Source organism: Stenotrophomonas sp. YJH_SMC_94-11 (assembly GCF_059370435.1).
Genome location: NZ_JCAFTR010000003.1, coordinates 285,402 through 297,860, shown reverse-complemented (window position 1 = coordinate 297,860; position 12,459 = coordinate 285,402). Strand labels below are relative to the sequence as shown.

The window sequence follows — 12,459 nt, the reverse complement described above, 5'->3', positions numbered from 1 at the left end:
GCGGCGTCCGTCAGCTGTTCTTCAACACGATCTGGTACGCCACCACGCCGGCCTCGCGGCAACGGTCGATGGCCTTTTCCAGGATCTCGAAGAATTCCTTCAGCAGGAACATCTGCAGGTTGTCCAGGCGACCGGAGTAGATGTCGCGGTACAGCTCGAGCATCAGGCGGTCGGCCTCGTTCTCCAGCGAGCGCAGCTTCTCGTTCAGCGCGGTCATCCGGTCCAGGTTCATGTGGCGCAGGTCGGCCACCATCTCCACCACCACGCCGGCGGCCTGTTCCAGCATCGCCGCGCGCGGCGCGAAGTCGATGTGCTCCAGGTGGGTCGTGGCCAGCGAATAGCGATCGGCGAACTTCTCGATCTGCTTCGGAATCTTGTACAGGGCCGAACCCAGCGCTTCGATGTCTTCGCGCTCGATCGGGGTCATGAAGCTGTCGACCAGCGCCTGGCTGATCTTGTCCGAGGCCGCGCGTTCGCGCAGGCGGGCCAGCTTGAAGGCGTCCAGCGCGGGCTGGCGGTCGGCCTCGCGCAGCATGGAATGCAGCGCCTTGGCGGCATCGGAAGCCGCGACAGCAGCCTCATCGAGCAGGGTGTAGAACTGTTTGCCGGAACCGAAAATGGTCTGCAGAGAGAACATTGAGAAACCTGTCAGCCGTCGCGGGAAGGACGGCACCAGAGCGAATTATGACGGCTAGATGACCATCACGGGTATCCCCGCGCCCTTTCCTGGCTCTGGGACCCCCAACCTGAACAGGCGGTTGCCACCCTGCCACGCCCCTTTGCTAAGATGCCAGCGCGCCTTCGGGCGCACCTTATGGACGACGACCCTTATCCCCCTGCGCCGCGCCGGACCCCGTTCCTGAGCGCCTGCCGCCATCGCAAGCACCCGCCCTCCCTGCCACCAACCGGGGACGACGCCCGTGTTTGAAATGATCCTGATTGTCTTCGCGCTGGTTCTGCTGAACGGCTTCTTCGCCATGTCCGAGATGTCGGTCATGACCTCGCGCAAGAGCCGCCTGAAGCAGATGGCCGCCACCTCCAAGCGCGCCGCCAAGGCGCTGGAGCTTTCGGAGAAGCCGGAGAGTTTCCTGTCCACCGTGCAGATCGGCATCACCGTGATCGGCGTACTGACCGGCTACCTCGGTGGCGATGCGATCGGCGACGCGATCGCCGGCTGGCTGCAGGGCCTGATGCCCGGCTTTGCGTACGCGCGCGAAGTAGGCACCGCTCTGGCGGTCTCGCTGATCACCTTCATCACGCTGATCTTCGGCGAACTGGTGCCCAAGCGCCTGGCCCTGACACGTTCCGAGGCCATTGCCGGCCTGGTCGCGATGCCGATGAGCTGGCTGGCCAGGCTCGCCCTGCCCTTCGTCTGGCTCCTGTCCAAGACCACCCAGCTGGTGCTGAAGGTGCTGGGCCTGGGCAAGGACGAGGCCGCGCAGGTGACTGAAGAGGAGATCCGGATGCTGGTGGCCGAGAGCCACGAGGCCGGCGTGATCGACGCCCACGAGCGCGACATGATGAACCGGGTCATGCGCCTGGGCGACCGCACCGCCGACAGCCTGATGACGCCGCGCAACCGCATCGCCTGGCTCGACACCCAGGCCGGGCTGGAGCGCAATCTGGACATCATGGCCGAGCACGAGTTCTCCCGTTACCCGGTGTACCGCGACAACGACATGGACGTGGTCGGCGTGCTGGAGCTGAAATCGCTGGCCACGCGCATGGCGCGCGGCGACAACGCGCTGTTCCAGACCCTGCGCGAACCGCTGTACGTCTCCGAATCGACCCACGCGATGAAGCTGCTGGAGATCTTCCGCGAGGAACAGCAGTCGATGGCGCTGGTGGTGGACGAGTACGGCGAGATCCAGGGCCTGGTGACCATCAGCGACCTGATGGGCGCCGTGGTCGGCCGCCTGCAGGCCGTAGAAAATGCCGACGAGGATGCGCTGGTGGTGACCCGCGAGGACGGTTCGCTGCTCGTGGATGGCTCACTGCCGATCGAAGACCTGCGCGAGCTGATCGGCAGCAACGAGCTGCCCGATGCCGAGGACGGCGATTACTACACCCTGGCCGGCATGTGCATCCATTATTTCGGCCGCATCCCGCACGCAGGCGAGTACTTCGACTGGGCCGGCTGGCGCTTCGAGGTGGTCGACCTGGACGGTGCGCGGGTGGACAAGCTGCTGCTGCGCACGTTGTCCGACGAGCAGGCCGATGAGCTCACCGCCTGAGGCTGGCCAGGGCCAGGGCGCTCAGCGCGCGGCCTACCGCAACGAGGGCATCCGCACCCTGCTGGAGATGTTCGCCTCCGGCGATCCCGCCGAGCACATGCCGCTCGGCCAGATCCTCAGCAACCTGCAGCAGAGCGCGTTCGGCGTGTTCCTGTTCGTGGCGATCCTGCCCTCGTTCATCCCGATCCCGGGCATGGGGGGGGCGGTCAGCGGCCCACTGGTGGTCCTGATCGGCCTGCAGATGCTGTGTTGCCTGCACCGGCCCTGGCTGCCCGGTTTCATTGCCCGACGCGGGCCGAAGCGCGGCACCATGCACCGCTTCCTGGACCGTATCGATCGCCCGTTGCGGCGGCTGGACAGGATGCTGAAGCCTCGCCTGCCGCAGTTGCTGACACCGCTGCCCGCGCACGCCTTCAGCGGCCTGCTGCTGGTACTGCTGGGCATCCTGCTGTCGTTGCCGATTCCGTTCACCAACTTCCTGTTCGGCTTCCAGCTGCTGCTGTTCTCGCTGGCACTGCTGGAGCGCGATGGTGCATTGATGCTGTTCAACTGGATCGCAGCGCTGGTGGCGATCGCGTTCTTCGGCTTCAGTTCCGGGCAGCTGGTGGGCTATACAGTGGAGCTGTTCCAGCGCTGGTTCTGAAGTGGCATCCGGTAGAGCCGGCCGCGGGCCGGCTGCCACGTTTCCAGGGTTGCCGGCCAGCGGCTGGCACTCCCCGCATCCGGTAGATCCACGCCACGCATGGATGCAGCAATCACCGAAGGTCGACGAATCCGTTGTCCGCCAGCGGTGCCGGATCGTCCTGCACCGCCGACAGCACGAAGCTCAACGCCTTGCCCAGCAAGGTGCCCGGGCCATCCCAGTATTCGGCGCTATCGGCGCGCACGTGGATCAGGCGAAGGTTGGGGTCTTCCTTGCCGGCGGGGAAGAACAGCTTCATCGCCGGCGACCACAGCTCTTCGATCTTCGCGCGATCATCGACAACCCGCGCCCGCCCCGCCACAGACACATAGGTGTTCTTCGATGGCGAGGCATAGGCCACATTGACGCGCGGGTCGAGCGCGATCTCGGCCACCTTCGGGCTGTCGGCGGTGATCACGAACCGCAGGTCACCGTCGAAGGCGACCTGCTGGGTGGCCAACGGCCGGCTGTAGAGTCGCCCGTCGACGCCGGTGGTGGTGAACATCGCCACCTCCACGTCCTTGATCAGTTCAGCCAGCTGGGCAATGTGTTCGGCGCGGGTCTCGGCCATGGTGGGGACTCCAGAAGTGGGGAGCCCCCATCAGACGCGGATCGGCCGCAACGGGCCGTGACGCGGTTGTTCAGCCCGCGTGGCGGCCATGCCAGGCATTCATCGCCAGCTCGAAGGAACGCAGGCGCGCACGATGGTCATGCAGGTTGGCAGTAAGCATCAGCTCGTCAGGCTTGTGCCGCTCAACGAAAGCGGCGATACCCTCGGCCACCTGCTGCGGATCGCCCAGCACGGTGCAGGCCAGGGCCCGTTCCACGCCCAGCTTTTCGTGCGGCTCCCAGAAGGCTTCAATATCGTCGATCGGCGGCGGGATCTTGCCCGGCCGGCCGCGGCGCAGGTTGACGAAACTCTGCTGCTGGCTGGTGAACAGGCGACGCGACTCGGCTTCGCTGTCGCTGGCGACAACGTTCAGCGCCAGCATCGCGTGCGGCTGCTTCAATGTGGCCGAGGCACGGAATTCGCGGCGGTACACCGCCAGCGCTTCGTCCATCGCGTCGGGCGCGAAGTGCGAGGCGAATGCATACGGCAGGCCCATCGAGGCCGCCATGCGCGCACCGAACAGGCTGGATCCCAGGATCCAGGTCGGCACCCTCAGCCCACCACCGGGAACGGCCTGCACGGCCTGGCCGGGCTGCACCGGCTCGAAATAATGCAGCAGCTCGCGCACGTCCTGCGGGAACTGGTCGGCGCTGTCGAAATAGCGGCGCAGTGCACGTGCGGTCGGCTGATCGGTGCCCGGCGCACGGCCCAGGCCAAGGTCGATGCGGTCCGGATACAGCGAGGCCAGCGTTCCGAACTGCTCGGCCACCTGCAGCGGGGCATGATTGGGCAGCATGATGCCGCCCGCGCCGACCCGGATGCGTTGGGTGCCACCGGCAACATGGCCGATCAGCACGGCGGTGGCGGCACTGGCGATGCCGGGCATGTTGTGGTGTTCGGCCAGCCAGTAGCGGCGGTAGCCCAGCGCATCGGCGTGCTGGGCCAGTTCCAGCATGTTGGCGAAGGCGGCAGTGGTGTCACTACCCTCGCAGACCGGGGCCAGGTCAAGGATCGACAACGGGATCATCAGGCGTTTTTCCGTCACAGGATCACCTTTGCATGGGGGCGGCCGGGCGCAGCGGCCAGTGACGGTGGCGGGATGCTGATTCCCGCAGGGCAGGTTCAGCGCCCACCGGATCGTGTAGAGCCGAGCCCATGCTCGGCTGCCTTTCGTCGACCAACAGCAGCCGAGCATGGGCCCGGCTCTACACAAGCGCGGTCAGAACGCGCTGGGGCGCGGCTCGGGCAGCGGCTGGTCGACCATCGGCTTCAGCTCGGCATCCAGCGCCACGCGCTCATCGAACACGAAGCAGCGGCCTTCGTAGCCTTCGCCGCCCACCTCCTCGAAGTAGCCGAGGATGCCGCCATCGAGCTGCAGCACATTGTCCATGCCGTCATTGACCATCCACAGCGCGGCCTTCTCGCAGCGGATGCCGCCAGTGCAGAAACTGACCACGGTGCTGTCCCGCAGCGCATCGCGATGCGGCGCCAGCGCCTCGGGCAGGTCGGTGAACTTGCGGATGGGCAACACCAGCGCATCCTTGAAGGTGCCGTACTCCACTTCCTGCAGATTTCGCGTATCGAGCATCACCACCGGCTTGCCGGCATCGTCATGGCCCTGCCGCAGCCAGCGCTGCACGGTGGCAGGATCGACCGACGGTGCGCGCGGATAGTCCAGCGGCTGGCCGTCATCGCGGCGGAAGCTGATGATCTCGTCCTTCACCTTGGCCTTCAGCCGCGCGAACGGCTGATGCTTGCTCAGGCTGGTCTTGACCCGCATGTCGGCGAAACGCGCATCGGCATGCAATGCTGCATAGAAGCCCTCAACCGCCTCCGGCGCCCCCGCCAGGAACAGGTTCAGTCCCTCGCCCGCCACCAGGATCGTGCCGCGCAGCTCCGCCGTCTCGGCACGGGCCAGCAGCTGGTCGCACAGGGCCTGGGGGGCGTCGATGACGGCGAAATGATAGGCAGCGGTATTGGCGATCATCCCGCCATTTTAGCGCCTCCCGCCCGCACAGACAGATTCAGGGGTCAGAGCCCTCTGCGCGGCAGAGGGATCCGACCCCGGCAGGTACCCAGAACCTGTCAGAGGCGGGGCGGTGTGGGCAGGCGGGACCGTTGGCGCCATGGGCCCGAGGCATGCCTCGGGCGGGTTGGGCAGGACGCCCAACCCCGGTCTTGCCGTGTGCGCAGGACAGCGCACACGAGCAAGGCGCCATCGAGCCCCCAGGGGTGAGGCGCTTTGCTTGCGAAGCACTGCTTCGCAGGCGCCCGAACGCCCAGCCGCCAGCGGCTGGGCCGGACCGCGAAGCGGGGTCTACGGCGTGTCCCGCCTGCCCACACCGCCGCGCCATCCCACGGAAACCAGCTTTTGACATTGCCGTTGCCTCTGCGGGTGCCGGGTGCAACCCGGCCGCACCCCCTTACCCCCGCAACAGCACGAACGGCAGCAACACCAGTGCCGCCGCACCGGCCATCGCCAGCAGCACCAGCACCACATAGGCCGGCCGGCGCCGGAACAGGCTGCCGAATGTCTCCGCCGTCCCCTCGCGCAATGCCTGCTCGCGTTCAGCCCGCACGCGCACGCCGCGCGCCGCCTGGTACTCCGCCATCAACACCTTCGCACGCGGATGATCATCGTCGTCGCGCAGCCACAGGCCACCGTTGGAAATGCCCCACGGACTGGGTTCAGTGCGATACCAGGCGATGCCGTGCTGGTCGAGCAGCGTGCAGACATCGGCATATTCGTCGTCACCGACATTGCGCAGATTGAGCAGGAGTTTTGCCATGACCCCATGATACCCGGCGCCGATGCGCTACCCTTGCCGCCCTCGCCCCGCGCCCTTCTGGAGACGCCCGATGCGCCGCCTGCTGCTTCCCCTGCTGCTGTCCCTCGCCGCCGCTGGCTGCTCGACCGAACCCTCCGGCCCGCCGCCCGGCGGCACGCTGACCACCTTCCAGCGGATCGATACCGTACCCGGCACCGGCGCCGAAGCCATCGCCGGCAACAAGGTCACGGTGCACTACACCGGCTGGATCTACGACAACCGTACCGAAACCAAGCACGGCAAGACCTTTGACAGCTCCTTCAAGCACGGCGAGCCGTTCACCTTCGCGCTCGGCGCCGGCCAGGTCATCCGCGGCTGGGATGAGGGCGTGGCCGGCATGAAGGTCGGTGGCAAGCGTACGCTGATGATTCCGCCGGACTACGGTTACGGGGACCGCAAGGTCGGCCCGATTCCGGCGGGCTCGTCGCTGGTGTTCGACGTCGAGCTGCTCGATGTCAAACCGTAATGCCGCCATGCCCCATCGGGTGGTCGTCATTGGCGGCGGCCCGGCGGGCCTGTTCGCCGCCGAACGCCTGCGTGCCGCTGGGCTGGAGGTCGACCTGTACGAGGCCAAGGGGTCGCCTGGCCGCAAGTTCCTGATCGCCGGCAAGGGCGGCCTCAACCTCACCCATTCCGATCCGCGGCCGTTGTTCGACAGCCGCTACCGCGAGCAGGCCGCTGTGGTCGGCAGCTGGCTGGACGGCTTCGACGCACAGGCACTGCGTGACTGGGCCAACGGCCTGGGCGTGGAAACCTATGTGGGCAGCTCCGGCCGCGTGTTCCCTGTCGACCGCAAGGCGGCGCCGCTGCTGCGCGGCTGGGTGCGCCGGTTGAAGGAGCAGGGCGTGCGCCTGCACGCCAACCACCGTTGGATCGGCTGGAGCGACGACGGCGCCCTGCGCTTTGCCACCGATGCGGGCGAAGTCGATGTCCGCGCCAATGCCACCGTGCTGGCGATGGGTGGGGGCAGCTGGCCGCAGCTGGGCAGTGATGGCGCCTGGGTCGTGCCACTGCAGGCGCGTGGCGTGGACATCGCGCCGCTGCAGTCAGCCAACTGTGGCTTCGACGTGGACTGGACGCCGTTCTTTGCCCAGCGCAATGCCGGCGCACCATTGAAGCCGGTGATCGCGCACTGGATCGACCTGGCTGGACAACCGCGGTCGCTGCAGGGCGAGTGCGTGGCCAGCGAATATGGCATTGAAGGCAGTCTGGTCTACGCGTTGGCCGCCGACCTGCGCGAGACCATCAACCGCGATGGCCACGCAATGCTGTGGCTGGACCTGGTGCCCGGTCGCGACGAGGCGCGCCTGCTGGCCGACCTGTCACGCCCCCGCAAGGGCCGAAGCTTCGGCGAGCACCTGCGCCGCCAGGCAGGTCTGGATGCGGTGAAGGCCGCACTCGTGTTCGAGATTCTTGGCAGGGAGGCCGGCAACGACCTGGCGGCTGTGGCTGCCACGCTCAAGCGCCTGCCGCTGCGCCTGCTGCGCCCAAGGCCGATGGCCGAGGTGATCAGCACCGCCGGTGGCGTGCGCCTGGATGCGCTGGATGACGGCCTGATGCTGCGGGCCGTTCCCGGCGTGTTCTGCGCCGGTGAAATGCTGGACTGGGAAGCCCCCACCGGCGGCTACCTGCTGACCGCGTGCTACGCCAGTGGCCGGCGTGCCGCCGAGGGCGTGATCGGTTGGTTGGCGGAGCGGTGACGCCTGCGGGGTAGCGTCGAGCCCATGCTCGAAGCCACATCACCACGGCCTGCGCATGCTCACCGAGGCCAACGCCACACCGCTGGGATGCGCATAGGCTTCCTCACGCACGCTGACAAAGCCCTGCCGTTGATAGAACGGCACGGCATTGAGCGACGCCGACAGCACCACCTCGCGCTCACGATCGGCCATTGCCAACAGGCGCTGCATCAGCGCCTGGCCGATCCCCTCGCCGCCACGATCGGGATTGACAAACAACGCGTCGACTTCATTGGCATCGACATCAAAGACGCCGAAGCCGAGCAGGCCACCCTGCCCGTCCTCGGCCACCACGCATCCGCCCTGCGACAACAGCCGCGCGTACTGCGACGGTGGCGGCGAGGCCGACCACGGTGCAATGACCTCGGGAGGGTAATGGCTGCTGCAGGTTTCGCGCACACAGCGCGTGCGCAGCGCCCACAGCGTGGCGACATCGTCGATGCTACCGGTCCTGAACTGCATGGCGCCTCCTTGTAGCGCCGAGCCCATGCTCGGCTGCCTTTCTGTAGAGTCAAGCCATACTTGACTGCTTTTCAATCAGTCATCGCGAGGTCGGAACGAAGAACAGCCGAGCATGGGCTCGGCTCTACAACATCACGCTACCGCGACTTGCTGGCGCGCAGAGCCTGGATCTTCGGCGGCGGCTGGAACGAGTCGCTGCGCGCATCGGCCCAGAATGCATGGAACACCGCATGGTCGGGCACCGTGTGCAGCAGCTCGCCCGGTTCCAGGTAACGGTAAAGCGACGCCAGCGAACGGATTTCCACCGGCGACACGCGACGCAGGATGTGCTCCGGCCCCAGCTCGGCCGGATCGTTCAGGCCCGCCGCGCACAACAGTTCCTTCAAGGCATGCAGCGTGTGCTCGTGATAGCTGTACACACGGGTGGCCTTGTCCGGTGCATCCAGATGCTTCCAGCGCGCGGGGTCCTGGGTCGCGATGCCGGTCGGGCACTTGTCGGTGTGGCAGCTCAACGACTGGATGCAGCCCAGCGCGAACATGAAGCCTCGGCCGGCATTGCACCAGTCGGCACCCAGCGCGACGGTGCGCGCGATGTCGAACGCACTGGTGATCTTGCCAGCGGCACCGATGCGGATGCGCTCGCGCAGGTCCAGGCCGACCAGGGTGTTGTGCACCAGCAGCAGTGCTTCATGCATCGGCACGCCGACATGGTCGACGAATTCAGCCGGTGCCGCGCCGGTGCCTCCCTCGGCGCCATCGACCACGATGAAGTCCGGCAGCAGCCCGGTTTCCTGCATCGCCTTGGCGATGCCGAACCATTCCCAGGGGTGGCCGATGGCCAGCTTGAAACCGACCGGCTTGCCACCGGACAACTCGCGCAGCCGGGCCACGAACTGCAACAGTTCGACCGGCGTCGAGAATGCCGAGTGACGCGACGGCGATACACAGTCCACCCCCATCGGAACACCACGGGTCACCGATATTTCGGCGGTCACCTTTGGTGCCGGCAGCACGCCGCCGTGGCCCGGCTTGGCACCCTGCGACAGCTTGATCTCGATCATCTTGACCTGGTCATGGGTAGCGTTGGCGACGAAGCGCTCTTCGCTGAAACCACCCTTCTCGTCACGGCAGCCGAAGTAGCCCGAGCCGATTTCCCAGACCAGATCGCCGCCCATCTCGCGGTGGTAGGGCGAAATCGAACCTTCGCCGGTGTCGTGGTAGAAGCCGCCGCGCCGCGCACCTTCGTTCAATGCGCGGATCGCGTTGGCCGAGAGCGAACCGAAGCTCATCGCCGAGATGTTGAACACGCTGGCCGAATAAGGCTTGGCGCAGTTCGGCCCAATCAGCACGCGGAAATCATGCTTGGCAATGGAGGTGGGAGCCAGCGAATGGTTGATCCACTCGTAATCCACCGCATAGGTACTGCGCAGGGTACCGAAGGGCACCGTGTCCATTTCGTTCTTTGCGCGCTGGTAGATCAGCGCACGCTGCTGGCGCGAGAACGGCACGTCCTCCAGGTCGCTCTGCACGAAGTACTGGCGGATTTCCGGGCCGATTGATTCCAGGCCATAGCGGAAATGCGCCATCACCGGATAGTTGCGGCGCAGCGTGCTGCGCTTCTGCAGCAGATCCCAGGTCCCCAGCGCCACCATCGCGGCAGTCAGGCCGACGCCCCAGTACCAGGCCGGCCAGATCGTGGCCAACCACAGGCAGATGGGAAACATCAGGATGGCGAGCAGGTAGACGATATACCGGTGCATGGCGTTCCTTGGTTGCAACTGCCTGCGAGTCTACCGCGCCGGCCGTCACCGGCGTTTACAGGCGACCGTCAACCACATTGCGCGGCCAGGCCGATTTCACGTCGTAGACGATGCCGCCCGGTGCCAGCAGCGCCTGGATTGCGGCGTCATCCATGGCTTTGAATCTGGCATGGGCCACTGCCAGGACGACGGCGTCGTAACTCCCCGCCACCGGCTCGGCCAGCCAGTGCACGCCCGCGTCGGCCAATGCCGCCGGGCCGACCCACGGGTCGCTGACCTCCACCTGTGCGCCGGCATCACGCAGGCGCTGCGCCAGTTCCAGCGCGCGGCTGTTGCGCAGGTCCGGGCAATCCTCCTTGAAGGTCACGCCCAGCACCAGGATACGCGACTGCGCAGGTACGCGGCCACGTTCGGCCAGCATTGCCAGCACACGCGACGCCACATGCTCACCGACGCGGTTGTTGACCTGCCGCGCGGTGTGGATCAGGTCCGGGTGGTAGCCCACGCTCTCGGACTTGTGCAGCAGGTAGTACGGGTCCACGCCGATGCAGTGGCCGCCGACCAGGCCCGGGCGGAATGGCAGGAAGTTCCACTTGCTGCCGGCGGCGTCGAGCACATCCTGGGTGTCGATGCCGAGCCGGTCGAAGATCAGCGCCAGCTCATTGACCAGCGCGATGTTGACGTCACGCTGGATGTTCTCCACCACCTTGGCCGCTTCGGCCACACGCATCGACGGCGCCGGGAAGGTGCCGGCGGCGATGATGCGCTGGTACAGGCCATCAATCACCGCAGCCACTTCCGGTGTCGACCCCGAGGTGATCTTGCGGATATCGGCCAGGCGCCGCTGGCGGTCGCCGGGGCTGACCCGCTCCGGGCTGTAACCACAGTAGAAGTCTTCGTTGAAGCGCAGCCCGGAAAGCTGCTCCAGCAACGGCACGCAGACCTCTTCGGTGGTGCCGGGGTACACCGTGGATTCGTAGATCACCAGGTCACCCGCACGCAGGTGGCTGGCGATCAGCCGCGTTGCCGAACGCAGCGGCTCCAGATCGGGCTGCTCATAGGCGTCGATCGGGGTCGGCACGGTAACGATGTAGACATTGCAGGCATCGAGCAATGCCGGATCGCTGCCGTACTGCAACTGCTGTGCACTGGCCAGCTCATCGGCCTCCATTTCCAGCGTATGGTCCTGGCCGTCGCGGAGCTCGGCGATGCGATCAGCATCGATGTCGAAGCCCAGCGTGGGCCAGTGCCGGCCGAAGGCCACCGCCAGCGGCAGGCCCACGTAGCCCAGCCCGATCACCGCGAAGCGCGGCGACGCTGCTGCCGCAAGCGGCGCGCTCAACGCCGCATCCCATGCAACGGCTGAAATCGCATGCGTACTGCCATGGGCATGGCCGACCTACTCATTCGCTTTGCCACTCCGGGAAGATCCATGCCAGAAAGGCTACAGCCTAACGGCCCGGGTGCCCGGCCGCCAAGGTGGGGTCAGGAGCCCAGTGCGACCGCGGCCGGCTCCAGTTCACCATCGGCGCCGGTCCAGGCCTGCAGCAGGCGCTCGAAGCCACCGCAGCCAAGCACGAAGCCCGGCCATGAGGCGTCGACGATCTGTACCAGCAGTTCTGCCTCAATGCGCCGGGTCCCCATCGACCAGCGCGGGAATGCCCGCTGCGCCACCGGCGCGCGGCACAGCACCTTCAGTTGTCCATGGCTGCGCGCATTGGCGATGCGCTGGTACACCGAATCGATGCCATCCTCCGGGCCTTCCAGGTACTGCAGGAAACGGCTGCCATCGAACATCAGCACACCCGTGACACCGGCTACTCGGTTGAATGCGGTGGCATCGGCCAGCAGGCGGTCAAGATCGGTTGTCTGCAGGTCGGCGCGGGCCTCGCTGGCATAGGCAATCGCGTGCAGCGACATCGGGTGGCTCCCCCCTGGGAACGATGCTTTGGACTATGACATGAATGGGAGCGACAGTTAAGCACACCGCCGCTCCACTGCAATCGGGTCGGGATCCCGCAGCTGGGCTACAATCGGCGCCGCGCTGCAGGCCCGGATGGCGAAACTGGTAGACGCATCGGACTTAAAATCCGCCGGGGGCAACCCCATGCCGGTTCGATTCCGGCTCCGGGCACCATCGCACT

The 12,459-nt window shown here is 66.5% G+C and carries 13 protein-coding genes and 1 tRNA gene; 5 read left to right on the top strand and 9 right to left on the bottom strand.

Annotation, left to right across the window (positions count from 1 at the left end; translation table 11 throughout):
* Positions 1-10 precede the first annotated feature (10 nt).
* Positions 11-637 (bottom strand): DUF47 domain-containing protein, encoded by a 627-nt coding sequence (locus tag AC5P74_RS08175; protein ID WP_004152833.1) that lies wholly within the window; start codon positions 635-637, stop codon positions 11-13.
* 292 nt (positions 638-929) lie between these two features.
* Between AC5P74_RS08175 and AC5P74_RS08170 the strand changes: the two genes are divergently transcribed.
* Positions 930-2,234, top strand: a complete 1,305-nt coding sequence (locus AC5P74_RS08170; RefSeq protein ID WP_049410714.1) for a hemolysin family protein — start codon at positions 930-932, stop codon at positions 2,232-2,234.
* The gene (locus AC5P74_RS08165; RefSeq protein ID WP_069137917.1) at positions 2,218-2,877 is read left to right on the top strand and encodes an exopolysaccharide biosynthesis protein; all 660 of its coding nucleotides are present in this window, start codon (positions 2,218-2,220) and stop codon (positions 2,875-2,877) included. The genes AC5P74_RS08170 and AC5P74_RS08165 overlap by 17 nt, the downstream gene beginning before the upstream one ends.
* Positions 2,878-2,989: 112 nt before the next feature.
* Here AC5P74_RS08165 and AC5P74_RS08160 read toward each other — a convergent pair whose 3' ends face one another.
* The 4 genes from AC5P74_RS08160 to AC5P74_RS08145 all read right to left on the bottom strand — a co-directional run bounded on the left by AC5P74_RS08160 (position 2,990) and on the right by AC5P74_RS08145 (position 6,315).
* Complete coding sequence (locus AC5P74_RS08160; protein ID WP_495204875.1) at positions 2,990-3,487, bottom strand: pyridoxamine 5'-phosphate oxidase family protein; 498 nt, start codon at positions 3,485-3,487, stop codon at positions 2,990-2,992.
* A 70-nt stretch (positions 3,488-3,557) separates the two neighbouring features.
* Positions 3,558-4,553, bottom strand: coding sequence for an LLM class flavin-dependent oxidoreductase (locus AC5P74_RS08155; protein ID WP_329841763.1), 996 nt, complete (start codon positions 4,551-4,553; stop codon positions 3,558-3,560).
* 192 nt (positions 4,554-4,745) lie between these two features.
* Entirely contained in the window at positions 4,746-5,513 is a 768-nt protein-coding gene (locus tag AC5P74_RS08150; protein ID WP_053501115.1) for a sulfurtransferase, read from the bottom strand.
* 436 nt (positions 5,514-5,949) lie between these two features.
* Complete coding sequence (locus AC5P74_RS08145) at positions 5,950-6,315, bottom strand: DUF6164 family protein (RefSeq protein ID WP_053500359.1); 366 nt, start codon at positions 6,313-6,315, stop codon at positions 5,950-5,952.
* A gap of 70 nt (positions 6,316-6,385) precedes the next feature.
* Between AC5P74_RS08145 and AC5P74_RS08140 the strand changes: the two genes are divergently transcribed.
* Both AC5P74_RS08140 and AC5P74_RS08135 read left to right on the top strand, forming a co-directional pair.
* Positions 6,386-6,820 (top strand): FKBP-type peptidyl-prolyl cis-trans isomerase, encoded by a 435-nt coding sequence (locus AC5P74_RS08140; RefSeq protein WP_206619770.1) that lies wholly within the window; start codon positions 6,386-6,388, stop codon positions 6,818-6,820.
* The gene (locus AC5P74_RS08135; protein ID WP_053500363.1) at positions 6,807-8,054 is read left to right on the top strand and encodes a TIGR03862 family flavoprotein; all 1,248 of its coding nucleotides are present in this window, start codon (positions 6,807-6,809) and stop codon (positions 8,052-8,054) included. The genes AC5P74_RS08140 and AC5P74_RS08135 overlap by 14 nt, the downstream gene beginning before the upstream one ends.
* A gap of 39 nt (positions 8,055-8,093) precedes the next feature.
* Here the strand turns inward: AC5P74_RS08135 and AC5P74_RS08130 are convergent, their stop codons facing one another.
* From AC5P74_RS08130 to AC5P74_RS08115, 4 genes are all read right to left on the bottom strand, one after another.
* Positions 8,094-8,555, bottom strand: coding sequence for a GNAT family N-acetyltransferase (locus tag AC5P74_RS08130; protein WP_053500365.1), 462 nt, complete (start codon positions 8,553-8,555; stop codon positions 8,094-8,096).
* A gap of 137 nt (positions 8,556-8,692) precedes the next feature.
* A complete protein-coding gene (locus AC5P74_RS08125) occupies positions 8,693-10,315 on the bottom strand; it encodes an FMN-binding glutamate synthase family protein (RefSeq protein ID WP_053500367.1) in 1,623 nt (540 codons plus the stop codon).
* A 55-nt stretch (positions 10,316-10,370) separates the two neighbouring features.
* Positions 10,371-11,657 (bottom strand): nucleotide sugar dehydrogenase, encoded by a 1,287-nt coding sequence (locus AC5P74_RS08120; RefSeq protein ID WP_053500381.1) that lies wholly within the window; start codon positions 11,655-11,657, stop codon positions 10,371-10,373.
* 143 nt (positions 11,658-11,800) lie between these two features.
* Positions 11,801-12,235, bottom strand: a complete 435-nt coding sequence (locus tag AC5P74_RS08115) for a BLUF domain-containing protein (protein ID WP_005416006.1) — start codon at positions 12,233-12,235, stop codon at positions 11,801-11,803.
* A 130-nt stretch (positions 12,236-12,365) separates the two neighbouring features.
* Here AC5P74_RS08115 and AC5P74_RS08110 point away from each other — a divergent pair.
* A tRNA-Leu gene (locus AC5P74_RS08110) sits at positions 12,366-12,452 on the top strand.
* Positions 12,453-12,459 lie beyond the last annotated feature (7 nt).